General features: G+C 64.9%; 15 protein-coding genes. 12 read left to right on the top strand and 3 right to left on the bottom strand.

Annotation, left to right across the window (positions count from 1 at the left end; genetic code table 11):
* Nucleotides 1–30 precede the first annotated feature (30 nt).
* Nucleotides 31–1,389, bottom strand: coding sequence for an ABC transporter substrate-binding protein (locus AAFM92_04150; GenBank protein ID MEL7299558.1), 1,359 nt, complete (start codon nucleotides 1,387–1,389; stop codon nucleotides 31–33).
* A 282-nt stretch (nucleotides 1,390–1,671) separates the two neighbouring features.
* On the opposite strand from AAFM92_04150, the gene AAFM92_04145 reads away from it, so the two are divergent.
* The 8 genes from AAFM92_04145 to AAFM92_04110 all read left to right on the top strand — a co-directional run bounded on the left by AAFM92_04145 (nucleotide 1,672) and on the right by AAFM92_04110 (nucleotide 9,129).
* Nucleotides 1,672–2,697: a substrate-binding domain-containing protein gene (locus tag AAFM92_04145; protein MEL7299557.1), complete on the top strand. Its 1,026-nt coding sequence runs from the start codon at nucleotides 1,672–1,674 to the stop codon at nucleotides 2,695–2,697.
* Nucleotides 2,698–2,710: 13 nt separating this feature from the next.
* Nucleotides 2,711–4,042 (top strand): GH1 family beta-glucosidase, encoded by a 1,332-nt coding sequence (locus AAFM92_04140; GenBank protein ID MEL7299556.1) that lies wholly within the window; start codon nucleotides 2,711–2,713, stop codon nucleotides 4,040–4,042.
* Complete coding sequence (locus tag AAFM92_04135) at nucleotides 4,039–5,016, top strand: ROK family protein (protein ID MEL7299555.1); 978 nt, start codon at nucleotides 4,039–4,041, stop codon at nucleotides 5,014–5,016. Before AAFM92_04140 ends, AAFM92_04135 begins: the two co-directional genes overlap by 4 nt.
* Before the next feature lie 103 nt (nucleotides 5,017–5,119).
* Nucleotides 5,120–5,419: an STAS domain-containing protein gene (locus AAFM92_04130; protein ID MEL7299554.1), complete on the top strand. Its 300-nt coding sequence runs from the start codon at nucleotides 5,120–5,122 to the stop codon at nucleotides 5,417–5,419.
* Nucleotides 5,416–5,781: a response regulator gene (locus AAFM92_04125; protein ID MEL7299553.1), complete on the top strand. Its 366-nt coding sequence runs from the start codon at nucleotides 5,416–5,418 to the stop codon at nucleotides 5,779–5,781. The genes AAFM92_04130 and AAFM92_04125 overlap by 4 nt, the downstream gene beginning before the upstream one ends.
* Nucleotides 5,782–5,785: 4 nt before the next feature.
* Nucleotides 5,786–7,738: a chemotaxis protein CheA gene (locus AAFM92_04120; GenBank protein MEL7299552.1), complete on the top strand. Its 1,953-nt coding sequence runs from the start codon at nucleotides 5,786–5,788 to the stop codon at nucleotides 7,736–7,738.
* Between the two features lie 12 nt (nucleotides 7,739–7,750).
* Nucleotides 7,751–8,254, top strand: a complete 504-nt coding sequence (locus AAFM92_04115) for a chemotaxis protein CheW (protein ID MEL7299551.1) — start codon at nucleotides 7,751–7,753, stop codon at nucleotides 8,252–8,254.
* Nucleotides 8,254–9,129, top strand: coding sequence for a CheR family methyltransferase (locus AAFM92_04110; protein ID MEL7299550.1), 876 nt, complete (start codon nucleotides 8,254–8,256; stop codon nucleotides 9,127–9,129). The genes AAFM92_04115 and AAFM92_04110 overlap by 1 nt, the downstream gene beginning before the upstream one ends.
* Here the strand turns inward: AAFM92_04110 and AAFM92_04105 are convergent.
* On the bottom strand, nucleotides 9,109–9,666 hold the full coding sequence (locus AAFM92_04105) for a chemotaxis protein CheD (protein ID MEL7299549.1): 558 nt from the start codon (nucleotides 9,664–9,666) through the stop codon (nucleotides 9,109–9,111). The two genes, AAFM92_04110 and AAFM92_04105, sit on opposite strands and share 21 nt — an antisense overlap.
* Entirely contained in the window at nucleotides 9,663–12,761 is a 3,099-nt protein-coding gene (locus AAFM92_04100; protein MEL7299548.1) for a methyl-accepting chemotaxis protein, read from the bottom strand. Before AAFM92_04100 ends, AAFM92_04105 begins: the two co-directional genes overlap by 4 nt.
* A gap of 110 nt (nucleotides 12,762–12,871) precedes the next feature.
* Between AAFM92_04100 and AAFM92_04095 the strand changes: the two genes are divergently transcribed.
* From AAFM92_04095 to AAFM92_04080, 4 genes are read left to right on the top strand one after another with little or no spacing between them, the layout of a single operon-like run.
* Complete coding sequence (locus AAFM92_04095; GenBank protein ID MEL7299547.1) at nucleotides 12,872–14,110, top strand: crosslink repair DNA glycosylase YcaQ family protein; 1,239 nt, start codon at nucleotides 12,872–12,874, stop codon at nucleotides 14,108–14,110.
* Between the two features lie 38 nt (nucleotides 14,111–14,148).
* Nucleotides 14,149–15,201, top strand: a complete 1,053-nt coding sequence (locus AAFM92_04090) for a succinylglutamate desuccinylase/aspartoacylase family protein (protein MEL7299546.1) — start codon at nucleotides 14,149–14,151, stop codon at nucleotides 15,199–15,201.
* Nucleotides 15,198–15,905 carry a fumarylacetoacetate hydrolase family protein gene (locus tag AAFM92_04085; GenBank protein MEL7299545.1) on the top strand — a complete coding sequence of 236 codons (708 nt, stop codon included), beginning with the start codon at nucleotides 15,198–15,200 and terminating at the stop codon, nucleotides 15,903–15,905. Before AAFM92_04090 ends, AAFM92_04085 begins: the two co-directional genes overlap by 4 nt.
* A 60-nt stretch (nucleotides 15,906–15,965) precedes the next feature.
* The gene (locus AAFM92_04080) at nucleotides 15,966–16,394 is read left to right on the top strand and encodes a globin domain-containing protein (GenBank protein MEL7299544.1); all 429 of its coding nucleotides are present in this window, start codon (nucleotides 15,966–15,968) and stop codon (nucleotides 16,392–16,394) included.
* The last annotated feature ends 8 nt before the right edge of the window (nucleotides 16,395–16,402 follow it).

Raw genomic sequence — 16,402 nt, 5'->3', positions numbered from 1 at the left:
GAGGCGAGGCCAAGCCTCGCCTCAACAGTTTTACTTGATGGCGTCCCAGGAGTCTTGGATTTCCGCCGTCACCTCTTCTGCGGAGGCACCGCCGGCATAATCCACCATGCCCGTCCAGAACGTGCCCGCGCCAATGGCGCCCGGCATCAGGTCGGAGCCGTCGAAGCGGAACGTGGTCGCATCGAGAAGGATCTGGCCAAGACCGCGCTGGGTCTCGTTCAGGTAAGCCTCGATGTTCACGCCGTTATGCGGGGTCAGGAAGCCCGTCTGGGCCATCATCACCTCGTGGGCGAGCGGCAGCTTCAGGAACTCCATGAGCTCGTTGGTCGCGTCGGAGGGATTGGTGATCGCCATGAGCGTACCACCACCGAGGACCGGATTGCCGAGATCTTCGCTCTCGTAGGACGGGAAGTAGAAGAAGTTCGTATCCACGCCGAACTCGGTGCCGTCCGGGAAGAAGGCCGGCACGAAGGACGCCTGTTTGTGCATGTAGCACTGCGGCGGCGATGCGAAGAGGCCCTGCGGGCTGTCGCGGAAGTCGGTCGTGGCGACCGCGTCCGCGCCGCCGGACACCTTGGCGTCGTCACGGGCGAAATAGCCGAACTCTTCGATGGCGTTGATGACGCGCGGATCGTTGAACGGGATCTCATTCGCGACCCACTGGTCATAGACCGCGGGCTCGACGGTGCGGAGCATCATGTCCTCGACCCAGTCGGTCGCCGGCCAACCGGTGGCCGCGCCGGATCCCAGACCGATGCACCAGGGCGTCTCGCCGTCGGCGACGATTTGCTCGGTCAGCTCCTTCAGCCCCTCGAGGGTTGTCGGCACTTCGTAGCCTGCATCCTCGAAGTTCTCCGGGGAGTACCAGACGAGCGACTTGACGTTCACGTTGTAGAAGAAGCCGTACATCTGGTCGTCGCCGTTCTCGTCGGCGTAGGTGCCCAGATCGACCCAGCTCTCCCCCGCGGCGTAATTCTCGCCGACCCAATCGGCAAAATCACCCGGAAGCGGTGAGAGAAGCCCGTTGCCGGCCATCACGGATGCGAGACCCGGCTGCGGGAAAACGGCCACGTTGGGGGCGGACCCGGCTTCGGCATCGATCACGATCTGCTGCTCAAAGCTGTCGGAGCCCGTGTAGATCGCCTCCGCGCCGGTGGCGTCCATGAAGTAGGCCAGGGCGTTGCGGAAGAAGTCGTCCTCGGGGTTCAGCCACGGGCCGGAGATGGTCACCGTCTGACCAGACAGATCGGGCGCATTTTCGGCCCAGGCATTGTAGCTGTCCCAGCTGAAGGGACCCTCGCCCGGTGCAAAGGTCAGGTGGCCGCCAGCGGTGGCCATGCCTGCCGTGAGCGCAAGCGTCGCGGAACCTGCAAGAAGCAGATGTTTCATTTCTTTATTCCTCCCAGTCGCGCCCCCTCTTGGAGCGCTGTTGCGGTCATCCGCACCTCGGCGCGCGTGAGCGTGTCACGCCAAAGCGCTTTGGATGCGCATGACACTCGCGCAGGCTCCGATGGCTGTCAATCAAGTTTGCTGGGGCTACAGAGGAAGCCCTCTTTGCCGGATTTTCTTTGCAATTGCAGCAAGATGGTGCAGGCGCAAGCTTTTGACGCCGTGCGTGAGTTGCGCATAGGCTCCACCGGGACTTGATAGCGCTTTGGGTGATAAAGGCTCATGAATCTGAAGGAGTTGGCCGCGCATCTGGGCCTCAGTCAAACCACTGTGAGTCGCGCTTTGAACGGGTATCCGGAGGTTTCGGAGACCACGCGCCAGCGCGTGTCCCATGCCGCAGAGCAGCACAATTACCGCCCCAACACGCGCGCAAAGAGCCTCGCCACCGGGCGCGCCATGGCGGTGGGGCATGTCATCCCGACCTCCACGCGCCACGAGATGGTCAATCCGATCTTTGGCGACTTCATTTCCGGAGCCGGCGAAACCTACAAGCAGCACGGCTATGACATGCTCCTTTCCATGGTGGAGGACGGGGATCAGCCGCGTGTCTACCGGGAGCTGAAAGCCAAGGGCACCGTGGACGGCTTGATCGTCCATGCCCCGGAGACGAGCGATCCGAGGATCGGCCTCCTCAGCGATCTGGAGATTCCCTTCGTTGTCCATGGCCGGGCAAGCGACGAAGCACGCCCCTACGCGTGGCTCGACGTCAACAATACGTCCGCCTTCGCCCGCGCGACCGAACTCCTCCTCGACCTCGGCCATCGGCGCATCGCGTTTTTGAACGGGCTCGAGAGCATGGACTTCGCGCGCCGCCGCCGGGCGGGCTTCGAACGGGCACTGTCGAAGGCAGGCCTCGCGCCCGATCCTGCGCTGCTGCGCTCTGCCGAGATGACGGAGACATATGGCTACAGCTCGGCAAAAGAGATGCTCGCGATGGATCACCCGCCCACGGCGTTTCTCGTCTCCTCCCTCATCATCGCGCTTGGCGTTAGGCGCGCCGTGGAGGAACAGGGCCTTGTCCTTGGGCGTGACGTGTCCCTCATCACCCACGATGATGACCTGAGCTACCTGCGCAATGGGGGGGACGTGCCGGTCTTCACCGCGACCCGCTCCTCGGTCCGCGATGCGGGCCGCCTCTCTGCCCAGATGCTGATTGACCAAATCGGCGCTCCGGCCAACACGCTTCCCACGCGCCTTCTGGAGGCGCCGCTGATCCACGGCCGCTCCACCGGCCCCTGCCCCACCTGAGGATCCACCGAACATGAAGAAACGCTCCCGCGCCGACTTTCCCGACGGCTTCCGCTTCGGCGCAGCCACGGCCGCATACCAGATCGAAGGCCACGCCAAGGGCGACGCGGGTCCCACGCATTGGGACACCTGGGCGGCCGTTCCCGGAAATGTCGTGCGGGCCGAGGACGGTGCGGTCGCCTGCGACCACTACACACGCTACGAGGAAGACCTCGACATCCTGAAAGATGGCGGGTTTGACGCCTATCGCTTCTCCGCATCCTGGGCGCGCGTCATGCCCGAGGGCGTGGGCCGCGTGAATGCGACGGGGTTGGATTTCTACGACCGCCTCACGGATGCCATTCTGGCGCGGGGGCTTGAGCCGCATCTTACGCTCTATCATTGGGAGCTGCCCGCCGCGCTGTCGGACCGCGGCGGATGGGCGAGCGCAGACATCGCCGCGTGGTTTGCCGATTACGTGGAGGTCATCGCCGGCAAAATCGGTGACCGTACGAAGAGCATCGCCACGCTCAACGAGCCCTGGTGCGTGGCATGGCTCGGGCATTTCCTCGGCGGTCATGCCCCGGGTCACCGAGACATACGCTCCGCGGCGCGCGCGATGCACCACGTGATGAAGGCGCACGGGGCCGGGATGACGCGCCTCCGGGAGATGGGCCTCGACACTCTCGGGATCGTGCTGAACTTCGAACACGCCGCCCCTGCGACCGAAAGGCAAGCGGATGCCGCGGCCGCCGCGCGCCATGACGCGATCTATAATCGGTGGTTCATTGAGGCCATCACGAAAGGCCGCTATCCCCAGCCCGTGGTCGACGTGCTCGCCCCTCACATGCCGCAGGGATGGGAAGAGGATCTGCCCGAGATCAGCCAGAAGATAGATTGGCTCGGGATCAACTACTACACCCGCATGCTCCACGAAGATGCGCCGGGCGAACCGTGGCCTGCGTATTGGTCCACCCGCGGCGACCTCGAACGCACCCAGATGGACTGGGAGGTCTATCCCGACGGTCTCGCCGGTTTTCTCAAGCGCCTGAAGACCGACTACGTGGGCGATCTGCCCATCATCGTCACGGAGAACGGCATGGCCTGGGGCGACGAGGTCGAAAACGGTGCCGTCCATGACCCGGAGCGGCAGCATTATATCGACGTGCATCTCGACGCCATGCAGGATGCCATCGCCGCAGGCGTCAATTTGCAGGGCTTCTTCTACTGGTCTCTCTTGGACAATTACGAATGGGCGTTCGGCTACGAGAAGCGTTTCGGCATGGTGCATGTTGACTTCGAGACCATGAAGCGTACGCCCAAGGGCTCCTATCACGCGCTCAAATCCTGGCTGGCAGACACATGACAAAGCACGCTCCCGACACGCTCAACCTCGTGGCCGATATCGGCGGCACAAACACGCGCGTGGCCTTGGCCGACGGGCGGCGGGTGATGAAGGAAACGATCCGGAAATACCCCAACGCGAAGTATCCCGGGCTCGAGAGCATTCTCAAGGAGTACGTCTCTGCCGAGGACGGCGTGGATACAGCCGCCTGCTGCGTGGCGATTGCCGGGCCGGTGAGAGACGGTGTCGGCAGCCTGACCAACCTGAACTGGACGATCGACAAGGACATGCTCCGCCGCGCCACGGGCGCAGAGACCGTCGCTGTGCTCAACGATCTTCAGGCACCGGGTCATGCGCTGGGCTACATCGATGACGCAAACCTGACCCAGCTCCTGCCGCAGCCCGAGGCATCGCCCAACGCGGCACGCCTCGTCATCAACATCGGGACGGGCTTCAACGTGGCCGCCGTCTTCGAGACAGAAACGGGTCGCTACGTCCCGCCCGCCGAGGCCGGCCACGCCAACCTGCCCATCCGCACCGATTCCGATCTCAAGCTCTGCAAGTTCGTCGAGACGGCGCACGGCTTCCCGGCCGTGGAAGACCTGCTCTCCGGACGCGGCTTGGAACGCGCCTACGGCTTTCTTGCCAAGGAGGCAGACTCACCGGCGGAAAAGAGCTCGCAAGCCATCATGTCCGCGCTGGAAGACGGCTCGGACCCGATGGCCGAAGACGCAGCGCGTCTCTTCGTCCGGCTGTTCGGCACCGTCGCGGGGAACCTCTCCCTCATTTTCCTGCCGTTTGGCGGCGTTTACCTCGTGGGCGGCATGGCTAAGGCCATGAAGCCCTACTACGCGAGCTTTGGCTTTGAGGCGGCCTTCCGGGACAAGGGGCGCTTTGCCGGCTTCATGGGAAATTTCGGCGTAACCGTCGTCGAAGACGACTTCGCGCCGCTCACAGGGTGCGCGAGCCACATTACCGCCCTCACAGGCGGTTGAGAGGTGCGCTGCGGCCTCAAAAATCCGTCGGGTGTAACGCTTAATTAAGGCTGCCGGGCCTACTCCTCGGGCGACACAAATGAGCCCGCGGAGGAGGAGCCGAATGGCCAGCCGGCCAACCCTTTTGATCGACAGACTGCCCGAAATCGCGACGGCAGCATCGCTGCTCGCGATCATGGAAAAACTGCGTCGCGGCCCCTGCTCCGTGAAGCTCGAAGCCTCGCGCGTGACGAGCTTGGGCGCCAGCGGCGTCGAGGCTCTTCTCGTCCTGACGAAGACGCAGCGAGATCGTGGTGACAGCCTCGTTCTCGAGGCGGCATCAGAGCCATTCCTGGCCAGCCTCGCGCAATTCGGCGTCCCCCCGGACGCGCTCAGCAGCCCGGCGACGGAGGCCACTCCATGACGATCACTATCCTCGCGGTCGATGACAGCCGCACCATGCGGGCGATGATCCGGTCAACGCTCGATGAGGCAGGCATCGAGACGCATCTCGCCGAAGACGGCGTGCACGGTCTTCGAGTCCTCGAAGGGCTGGAGCCGGATGCAATCATCACAGATATTAACATGCCAAATCTCGACGGCTTCGGCTTCATCGACGTTGTCCGGGCGCAAGACAGGCACAAGAAGACGCCGATCCTCGTCCTGACCACGGAATCCGCGCCCGAGCTCAAGGCACGCGCGCGGATGGCCGGCGCAACGGGGTGGGTGGTCAAGCCCTTTGATCCCGAGAAGCTCGTGCGGGCCCTTCGGATGATCGCGGGCTGAGCGCGTGGCATCGGGCAAGGATATCCATGGTGATCCAGAGGTGTTGCCTGCCCCCGATCCCATGGAGGAAATCCGGAGAGGCTTCTTTCAGGAGTGCGAAGAGCTTCTCGAGGTCATCACGGACGGGTTGGACGCGCTGCGCACGGGGAACGCACCGCAAGACGGCTTTGACGCCGCGTTCCGGGCGGTTCATTCCATCAAGGGCGGCGCGGCTGCATTTGGATTGGCGGACCTCACGGATACCGCGAACGAGCTCGAAACCCATCTGTCGCGGCACAGAAGCGAAAAGAGCCTGCCCTCGACCACGGAGGCCGGGGATCTTGAGCGGATCGCAGACCGGCTTGCGCGGCTCGTGTCGGTCGCGGCCGAGGGGCGCAGCGCCGCGGGCCAGCAACTAAAATCAGATGATGATCATGGTCACGCTGAAGACGATGCAACTGAGCAGGACCTGCTGACCCTCTCGCTGTCACCGGGGACGGATGAGGACATTCAACAGGTGCTGACAGAGCTTGGAGCCCTCGGTGACCTGAGCATCTCTCCGGATCTCTCCGCGCTCCCAAGGCTCGAGGAATGGTCCCCGGAGACACCGAAACTCGGCTGGACCCTCACACTCAGGACGGAGCTATCCGCCCATGAAGTGCGCGAAGCGATTGCACATCATGACCCCGGCCAGCTGCTCCGCGGCCTGCCTGAGCCCCGCACAGCGGAGGCGTCAACCGAGGGACCAACTCCCATATCGCCCAAGGGGCATACGATCAGGGTGGACCTTGAGCGGGTGGACCGCCTCATGAACCTCGTCGGCGAGCTCGTCATCAACCAGGCGATGCTCACAAGGTCCGCCTCCGATCTCGGCGTTCGCGGCAATTCGGATCACATGCTCGGGCTTGAAGATCTCATGCGCCTCACCCGGGACCTGCAGGACAGCGTCATGCAAATCCGCGCGCAACCCATCAAGCCGCTCTTTCAGCGCATGGCGCGAATCTGCCGCGAAGCGGCGCTGACCTCCGGCAAGAAGGTGGAACTCGTCACCGAGGGCCAGGAGACGGAAATCGACAAGACCGTGATCGAAGGCTTGGTCGACCCGCTCACGCACATGATCCGCAACGCGGTGGACCACGCCATCGAAGCTCCGGGCGAGCGCAAGAGCGCAGGCAAGCCCGCACGGGGTGTCATCACGCTGCGCGCCTCTCACAGGTCGGGTCAGCTCGTCCTCGAAATCACTGACGACGGCGCGGGGATCGATCGCGGCAAGGTGCGGGATCGCGCCGAAGCAAAGGGGATGATCACGCCCGGCGCCGAGCCAAGCGATGCCGAGCTCGATCATCTGCTCTTCATGCCCGGGTTCTCCACGGCAGCGAGCCTGTCGTCCCTATCAGGTCGAGGGGTCGGGATGGATGTGGTGCGTTCGGCAGTGCTCGGGCTCGGCGGGCGCATCTCCGTCGACAGCACGCCCGGCGCGGGCACGCGCTTCGAGATTTCCCTGCCGCTGACGCTCGCAGTGCTGGATGCCATGGTCGTGTCGGTGGCCGATCAAACGCTCGTCCTGCCGCTGTCCACGATCCACGAGACGATCACAATCCGCCGCGAAGACATTCTCGAGCTGACACCCGCTGCCAGGATGCTGCGGTACCAGGGGCGTCCGATCATGCTCTCCGACCTCGGGGAGGCGCTCGGCTACCACGGCCGGAGGACCGACCTCCACGACCGTATCGCCCTCATCATCGACGGAGAGGGCCGCGCGCCCACCGCCCTCGCAATCGACGAGATCCATGAACAGCGCCAGGTCGTCATCAAGGGCCTGCAGGAAGGTTTTTCCGCGGCAAGCTCCGTCTCCGCCGCGACGATCCTCGGCGACGGACGCATCGCCCTTATCATCGACCCCCTCGATCAGAGCCTCACCGGTGGTTCCCATCCGGGCGTCCGGGGCAGCGCCATCCCCCTCGATCTCAGCGCATGACGGGAGCCAGCCTTGTCCCTGCCCTACTCACCAGACGACCACGACGACGACACCAGCAGAGCGGACCAGATCGAACTTCTGTCCTTCGCGATTGCGGGTCAGGACTATGCGATCGACATCATGCGCGTTCGCGAAATCCGGAACTGGACAGCGCCGACCCCGCTCCCGCGGACACCGGACTATGTCCGCGGCGTGATCAATCTGCGAGGAACGGTCCTGCCGATTCTCGATCTGGCCACGCGCCTCGATCTCGAAAGCAGAGCGCATGACGAGCGCAGCGTGTTCGTCGTCATCCACTGCGATAAACGCGTCTTTGGAGTGACGGTTGATGGCGTGTCCGACATCCTGACCGTGCCGCGCTCCATGCTGCAGGAGCCACCGGCCATCGAAGAGCCGACGGATCCGGGCTGTGTGAGCGCGCTCATCCTCGAAGAAGACCGCATGATCCGGGTGCTTGACGCCTCGCGTATCGCACCGGCCCTTCCGCACAGAGGCCAGAACGCGCCCGCTGCCTGATGACGCAGAACGCGGGGCCTGGTGAGATCGCGGTGGACGGCGAGGTCTTCTCCGCCATCGCAGAGATTGCCAAGGAAGAAGCCGGCCTGCACCTCGGGGACACAAAACGCGCCATGGTCTCCGCTCGCCTCATGCGGCGGGTGGCGCGTCTGGGGCTGACGAGCCTCGCAGACTACCTGCCTTACATCTCCGATCCGGGCGCCCCGGAGCGCCGCAGGATGGTGTCAGCGCTGACGACCAACGTCTCTAGCTTCTTCCGTGAACCCCACCACTTCGAAGCGCTGCGTCGCGAAATCCTGCCGCCCCTGATCGACGCGGCGCGGCGAGGCGGTCGGGTGCGGCTTTGGTCCGCCGGGGCGGCCCATGGACAGGAGGCCTATTCCATCGCGCTCTCCGTGCTGGACCTTGAGCCTTCCGCGCCCCAGCTCGACATCCGCATTCTCGGTACGGACATTGATCCTTCCGTCATCCGGTTCGCGCAGCTGGCGGCCTATCACCGGTCCATGGTGGGCGATGTGCCGGAGCGGCTGCGAAAGTCGTACTTCCACTTTGATGCGTCCTCGGAGACCTATCTGGCCAAGGCGCCGCTCCTGCAGCTCGTGATTTTTCGCGAGCTCAACCTCCACGGGCCGTGGCCCATGCCCGGCCGTTTCGACGTCATCTTCTGTCGGAATGTCGTGATCTATTTTGGGGAGGACGCGCAGAGCGCGCTCTGGCCACGGTTCGAGGCGAAGTTGACGGATGGCGGCTGGCTGATGGTGGGGCATTCAGAGCGCATCCCCGACGGCGCCGCGCCCAACCTACAACCGCGGGAGCACACGATATACCAGCGCGCCTGCGGAGCCGAGCCGCTTTCAGAGGAGCTCCACCCCTGAGAGCTTACGCGCGCCGTCCGCTTTGGTGCCTGTCTCGAGCGCCAGGCGGGCAGCGTCGCGCTCGCGAAGCCTCAGCTGTTGCACGCGGCCAAAAGCGGGCCAAGCACGCAACCGTCTTGCCTGGCGGCCGCCGGTCGATGCCGCCACGCATGCAATTCCCTCCTCGCGAAGGAAGCCTTCCACGAAAGCCACGTTCGCGTCCCCCGTGCTGCCGCGGCCATCAAGCATGCGCGCACCGCCGAATATTTTGGCTCGCAGGCGCTGGCGTTCCGCCCCGGCGGCGACGACGCCGTTGATCAAGAGCTCCAGGAGATTGACCTCTGGCCCCTGCTCGCGTGGCGTGGCCAAAGCGCGCGGCGGGAGCAGCAGATGGTTCATACCGCCGACCCCGCGCTCCGGATCCCAAAGGATCGTGGCGACGCACGAGCCCAAGATCGTGCTGAAGCAGGCATCCGGAGATGCGGCGATCCGAACTTCACCGTGGCGGATATGCTCGGTCGCGGGGCCCTCTTGGCGCATCGAGAACGGCCCGTTCAAAACTCTTCCCAGATCTCTTCCGAGTTGGGTTCTTCGAAGGCCTCCGGATCAAGGATGTCAGCCTGCACGGGCAAGCGACTGGCAGGATCTGCCCGTGTAACGGCCCCCTGTCGCTCCACCGCGGATGATGATTGCGGCGCGGGGAGAAAGTCCTGTCCGGCGGCCATGGCTACCGGAAGATCGGATGCGTCGTCGGTCCGCGATGGCTCCCTTTCCTTTGACACACGAAACTGGGCCATCGCATCGCGCAGCTGCGCGGCCTCCGTCGTCAAGGCATGGCTCGCCGCCGTCGTCTCTTCAAACATGGCCGCGTTCTGCTGCGTGACGCGATCGAGGTTGGTGACGGCGGCGTTGATCTCCGCGATCGAGCCGCTTTGCTCCGTCGCGGAGCTGGCGATGCGGGAGACGTTGCTCGACACATCTTCGATCGTCTCGACAATGGCCCGCAAGGCGCGTCCCGCTTCGCCCACCATCTCGACGCCGAGTTCGACATGGCCGCCGCTCTTGGAGATGAGCGCCGTGATCTCCCGTGCCGCGTCAGCCGACCTTTGGGCGAGGGCGCGCACCTCGGAGGCCACCACGGCGAACCCGCGCCCCGCGTCGCCTGCGCGCGCGGCTTCCACCCCGGCGTTGAGCGCAAGGAGATTGGTCTGGAACGCGATGTCATCGATCACAGAGATGATCCGCGAGATCTCCCGCGAGCTGTCGGAGATCTGCCCCATGGCCTCCACGGCCTTCGAGACCACGTCACCGGACTTTTGCGCGTGATCCCGGGCGCGCCGCACGACGGCATCTGCCTGCTCCGTCTCTCCGGCGGCGAGGGCGAGGTTCTTCGTGAGCACGTCGAGCGCGGCCGCCGTCTCTTCGAGTGTCACCGCCTGGTTCTCTGTGCGGCGGCTCAGATCCTGGGCCGCATTCGTGATCTCGCCGGCTTCCGCGCTGATGGCATCCGCGTTCTCGAGGACACCGCGCATCGCCGCGGACAGCATTTCCAGCGCGTGGTTGAGGTCCACGCGGAGCGCGTCGTAGCCCTCTGCAAAGGGCTCGCTCAGCCGCTCGGACAGGTCCCCGCGGGCAAGGGCGGCCAGCGCATTGCTCACGGAGTCCATGACCTTCGCCTGCTCGTCCATCAATTGCCGCTTTGCCGCCTCCGCGGCCAAGAGCTTCTCGTGATCGCGCGTGATGTCCTGGCCGATGAGAAGGAGGCGCGTGGGCACGCCCTCCCGGTCGAGCACCGTGGTCATGCCTCCTTCCAGGATGCGCTCCGTGCCGGCGGTGACAAAGCGGGATTGGCCCGGCAATTCCTCGTCAGAGGCCCCGCCCCCGTGCCGCGCCTCTGCGGGCTGAAGAAGATCATCGAGCGCCCGCCCTCGCAATCCCTCGAAGGGCGTGGTCATGAGCGTGCAAAATGCCGGGTTCGCCGTGACCAGCTGACCTGACATGTCGAACTCGGCCATGACCTGGCGCGTGTTGATCGCCTCCAGCATGGCCTCGCGCATCCGCTCTTCAGTCACGTCCTTCCATTCCACCACGTAGCCGATCGCGTCGTGCCCATGGTCGCGCACCGTGCTGAAGGTCAGGACGAAATCGAGATCGCCGACCGCGAGATCCAGGCGATAGGGCAACGCGTCCCTGACCGAGAGGATGCCGCGGATGCGCTCGGGGTCCTCCTGGAAGATGTCGATGGAGCGCCCGATCACCTCCCGCGGCTTGAGGTCCGGGACGCGGGCACGCATCGTATGGATGTTCTTGACCAGGAGGTCCTCGAAGGCCTGGTTGGCGTAGGCGATGCGCATGTCGAGATCGATGAGCGTCTGAGCGGCAGAGGCGCCTTCGAAGGCCGCGCCCTTGAACGAGCTGTCTCGCGCCAGTTCCTCGTTTTGCACCATGGCATCTCGAAAGTCCGCGAGTGCCCGCGCCATCCGGCCGATCTCGTCTCGCCTGCCGGTGAAGGGAATTTCTTCCTCGTGATGCCCGCGCCGGATGCGCGCCATCGCCGCCTGCAATTGCGCGAGGGGCCGGGTCACGGATTGCGCACTCGCGAAGGCGGCGAGAACGGCGAGCACAAGGAGGATCCCACCGTCTCGCACCATCTCATCCATCATGGCGGTTTCCGGCATGGCAATCTCTTCTGCGGATTGCAGAACGATCAGGGCCGATGTCTCGCCGAGGAACGGGAGCGGTCTGAAGGACGCGAGCACATCCCTGTTCGCGATCTCCACTTCCACCTGCCCCATACGCCCTGACAGGGCCTCACGGGCGATGCTTGCCTGAAGCTGGGCCTGCGCTTCCGGCCTCAAATCGCTTCTGCCGCCCATGGGATTGCCACGTGGGTCGACCAGCAGCGTCTGGCCCGTCGCGCCAAGGTTCGCGCGGTCGCTCAGGATCGTACGAACCTCGTCAAGTCGCAGCTCGAAGATGAGGACGCCGATCGCTGTCCCTTCGCGGTCGCGGAGCGGATGGGCCACGAGGTTGGTTTTGACGCCATCAGCGGAGCCAGCGACGCCGTAGGCTGGCAAAGAGGGCTCCGGCTTGAGCGCGGCCTCGAATGCCCCGGACAGGCCCGCGGGCACCGACGGCCCGTCGCGCAGGTTGCTCCCAAGTTCAGGGCCCTTCCGGGCCGAATAGACGACATCGCCATCGGTGTTGACGAGGAAGACATCCGCGAAATCGCGACGATCCACCAAGCCGTGAAAGTAGCCGTGATACCGATCATGGGCCGCACGATAGAATGGCTCGGACGCCGTCTGCCCGCCGGCCGCCGAAAAATCGGCGCGCAATGCTTCCGGAGCGCCGCCATCCGGGAAGAGCTCATTCATGCGCAGCCATCCCTTGCGGAAGGCCCGGAAGGCCGTCGTCACGAAAGGGCTCTCGCCTTGGGCGACGACCTCGCGCTCGATATCTGCGGACCAGAGCGAGAGGGTTTCCGCGCGGTTGCCGATTTCAGCCTCGAGCCGCGCCTCCGCTGCGCGGCGCAAGGCGCTCGCGGCGTGCTTGTGCGCGAGGTAATCGGCCATCAAAAGGGTGACGATCACCATGGCGATCATCAGCACCGGAAGCTTCACCCGGATCGAGATGTTTTGCAGTAAACGCATGGCGGCCCCTGGCGATTGCGGGCACCATCGACGCGAGGGGCTAAATTTTGCTTAATCTTGGTTCCAATGGGTGGCAGCGGCTGTGCAGCAAGTAGCTAGAGTTTTCGGAAATGAGTGAGGCGTCGCGCCCTGTCCTCCGAAACGCGGATGCCCGGCGTCTGTTTCTCGATGCCCACGGCCTGCTGTCGCGCCCCGGTGGCTCTGCCACGCGCGCGGGTATCGCCGACGCGGTCCACGCGCTCGGCTTCGTGCAGGTCGATTCCATCAACACGGTCGCACAGGCGCATGATCACATTCTCTGGTCCCGGCGACCGGGCATCCGGCCGGGTCAGGCCCATGGCTGCGCAGCCAAGCCGCGAACGCTCTTCGAAGGCTGGACCCATGACGCCGCCCTGATCCCTTCGGAGTTCTTCAAGCACTGGCGGCACAAACACGAGGCCGATGCGGCACAGCTTTCAAAACGTTGGGAAAAGTGGGGCCGTAAAGGCTTCCACGAGGAATGCGACACCGTCCTGCGCCGCCTCTCTGACCATGGCCCTCTGACAGCCGCCGACGTCGGCGACGGCACGCGCCAGAACGGTGGCGGCTGGTGGGACTGGCAACCCACCAAGGTGGCGCTCGAATACCTCTGGCGCACGGGGGACGTCGCGATCTGTCATCGCAAGAACTTCACCAAGCATTACGATCTGACAGAGCGCGTCCTGCCACCGGAAGCGCTGAATGCGCGGACGACGCACGCGGAGAGCCTGGATTGGTCCGCCTTGGCCGCGCTCGAGCGGCTCGGCTTTGCCACTCCGTCGGAGCTTCAATCCTTCTGGGACATCTTTACCAAGAAGGACCTCGCATCATGGTCGAAGTCCCGACCGAGTGACATCATCGATATCGACATCGAAGGTGCCGATGGGAGCCTGCGGCCTTCGCTCATTGCGGCCAATTGGCAAGAACGGCTTTCCGCGCTTCCAAGCCCGAGTGAAAAGCTCCGCATTCTCAGCCCCTTCGACCCTGCCCTGCGCGACAGGGCACGTGCCAACCGGCTCTTCGGCTTCGACTACCGGATCGAGGTCTTCGTCCCCGAGGCGAAGCGCAAGTATGGCTACTACGTGTTTCCCATCCTCGAGGGCACGCGCCTGACCGGGCGCATCGACCTCAAGGCTGACCGGGCGGCGGACACGCTGCTCGTGAAGGGCTATTGGCCGGAACGGGGAGTGAAGCTGGGCAAGGGCCGCGCCCTACGCCTCGGGACTGAGCTCGAGCGGATCGCCCGGCTCGCGGGCGTGTCGCGCATCACCCTCACCGACGCACCGGCCGCAGATATCCTCAAGAGCGCGCCCGGGCTCGCCTTCGCCTGAGCCCTTGCACTTCGCGGCATATCGAGAACACTCCGCCCATGACCAAACCCCCTTCGACGCGCGGTTCGTTCACCATCGGCGACACAGAGATCGCGCGCGGCACGCGCGAGACGGTGGGCCTGCCCGTTTCCGTCTTCGCCAATCACACGCCCGCGGAGCTCATGGTTCATGTGATCCATGGCAAACGACCTGGCCCTTGCGTCTTCGTGAGCGCGGGTATCCACGGCGACGAGGTCATCGGTGTCGAAGTGTGCCGGAGGCTGCTGCGCGCACCCAACCTCGACACCCTCAAAGGCACTCTCCTCGTCGTGCCCGTGGTCAACGCTTTTGGTTTTCTCAACCACAGCCGCTACTTGCCGGACCGGCGGGATCTGAACCGCTCCTTTCCCGGGTCCTCTAGCGGATCGCTGGCAGCACGATTGGCGAAGCTCTTTCTGGCGGAGGTGGTGCTGCGCTGCGATTTCGGGATCGATCTGCATTCCGCAGCCGTGCACCGGACCAACCTGCCCCAGATCCGCATTTCGCCGGGCAACACGCGCACCCGCGCGCTTGCCATGGCCTTCGGCGCGCCGGTGGTCCTGACATCCCCGCTGCGAGACGGGTCCCTTCGCGGAGAGGCCAAGGGACGGGGCGTCGATGTTCTTCTCTACGAGGCCGGTGAAGGTCTCCGGTTTGACGAGACCAGCGTGCGCGCCGGTGTGGCCGGCATCCTGCGCGTGCTTCACGCGGAGGGGATGATCTCGCGCCGTGGCGTGCCGCGCTCCGCCTCCACGCCGCTCATGGTGGGCGACAGTGCATGGCTCCGCGCGCCGGCGGGCGGCCTCGTGCGCATGTACCGCTCCGAAGGCGAGATCGTCGCCGAGGGAGATCTTCTGGCGACCGTGTCCGACCCCTTTGGCGCCGAGGACGTGGAGCTTCTTGCACCGTCGGGCGGCATCATCGTTGGGCGCGCCGTCATGCCCATCGTGAACGAGGGTGACGCGCTCTATCACCTCGGCGATCTGCCAGCACGGCGCGACGCCGAGGCGGCCATGGAAGATCACACCGAAGCCCTCGCCAAACCACTCTTCGACGAGGATGAGATCATTTGACTTCCGCCACAGACGCCTTCCCCGCCCCGCCTGTCCCACGCCTCGCCATCGCTGACACGGGCCAGACCTTCCCCATCAACCGGATCTTCTGCATCGGGCGAAACTATGCGGCGCACGCTGCCGAGATGGGTCAGGAGGTGGAGCGGGAGCGCCCGTTCTTTTTCACCAAGGGCCACCATTCCGTCGTGCTGTCCGGGGGCGAGGCGTTTTACCCGCCGGGCACGACCGACTACCATCATGAAATCGAGCTCGTGGTCGCAATCGGAGGCACGGCGGCGGAGATACCGGAGAGCCGCGCCATGGATCTCGTCCTCGGATACGGCGTGGGCCTCGACATGACACGGCGCGATCTCCAGCAGGCCAACCGGAAGAAAGGCCTGCCCTGGGACGTTGGCAAGGATGTCACCGGCTCCTGCATCCTGTCCCCCCTGACACCTGCCGCGCAGTTCGCGCCGGGCGATCAGCGGATCCACCTCTCGGTCAATGGCAGCCTCCGCCAGGACGCCTCGCTGCGCGAACTCATCTGGTCACTCCCCGAGCTCATCGCGTTCCTGTCCACGCTCTACACGCTCGAGCCCGGCGACATCATCCTGACGGGCACGCCCGCCGGGGTGGGCCCCGTGATGCCCGGCGACACGCTGGAGGGCGGTATTGATGGCCTTCAGCCCCTGAGCGTGCGCATCACCGGTGGGGACACCCGTTAGTCAATCGTGAACGCTTGGCCGCTAGACCGCGCTCGTGAAACGAGGTGCGGAGAGATAGAGATGACCCCGGAAGAAGCGCGTCACGTGACCGTAAGCTTCGGGCGCGTGTTCCCCTACAGTTCGAAGCTCGCAACCGTCTTCTACGAGGAGCTCTTCGACCTTGACCCTGCCTCGCGAAGCCTCTTTCCCGAAGACATGGCCGGCCAGCGCGAGAAACTCGCGGACACGCTGCACCTTGTTGTAACGAACCTCCTGCGACTGGAGAAGGTCATGGCAGCGATAGAGGCGCTGGGACAGCGTCACGCGTCCTATGGCGCAGAGCCCGCGCATTACGAGGCGGTGGGCCTCGCGCTCATCTCGGCGCTCAAGCGGGTGACGCCTGCGGGCCTCTCTGCGGAAGAAGAACGCGCGTGGATTACCGCCTATCAGGCCATTTCCAGCGCCATGCAGAACGCAGCAATGGCGGGTCAGCAGGCGCGCAGTGCATAGGCGTCCCG

This window comes from Pseudomonadota bacterium (assembly GCA_038533575.1).
Taxonomy (GTDB): domain Bacteria; phylum Pseudomonadota; class Alphaproteobacteria; order Rhodobacterales; family Rhodobacteraceae; genus Shimia_B.
This window is presented reverse-complemented; position numbering and strand designations above follow the sequence as displayed.

Coding starts and splice junctions, on each gene's coding strand:
- AAFM92_04150 (MEL7299558.1), bottom strand. CDS start 1,389: ATGAAACATCTGCTTCTTGCAGGTTCCGCGACGCTTGCGCTCACGGCA.
- AAFM92_04145 (MEL7299557.1), top strand. CDS start 1,672: ATGAATCTGAAGGAGTTGGCCGCGCATCTGGGCCTCAGTCAAACCACT.
- AAFM92_04140 (MEL7299556.1), top strand. CDS start 2,711: ATGAAGAAACGCTCCCGCGCCGACTTTCCCGACGGCTTCCGCTTCGGC.
- AAFM92_04135 (MEL7299555.1), top strand. CDS start 4,039: ATGACAAAGCACGCTCCCGACACGCTCAACCTCGTGGCCGATATCGGC.
- AAFM92_04130 (MEL7299554.1), top strand. CDS start 5,120: ATGGCCAGCCGGCCAACCCTTTTGATCGACAGACTGCCCGAAATCGCG.
- AAFM92_04125 (MEL7299553.1), top strand. CDS start 5,416: ATGACGATCACTATCCTCGCGGTCGATGACAGCCGCACCATGCGGGCG.
- AAFM92_04110 (MEL7299550.1), top strand. CDS start 8,254: ATGACGCAGAACGCGGGGCCTGGTGAGATCGCGGTGGACGGCGAGGTC.
- AAFM92_04100 (MEL7299548.1), bottom strand. CDS start 12,761: ATGCGTTTACTGCAAAACATCTCGATCCGGGTGAAGCTTCCGGTGCTG.
- AAFM92_04095 (MEL7299547.1), top strand. CDS start 12,872: ATGAGTGAGGCGTCGCGCCCTGTCCTCCGAAACGCGGATGCCCGGCGT.
- AAFM92_04090 (MEL7299546.1), top strand. CDS start 14,149: ATGACCAAACCCCCTTCGACGCGCGGTTCGTTCACCATCGGCGACACA.
- AAFM92_04080 (MEL7299544.1), top strand. CDS start 15,966: ATGACCCCGGAAGAAGCGCGTCACGTGACCGTAAGCTTCGGGCGCGTG.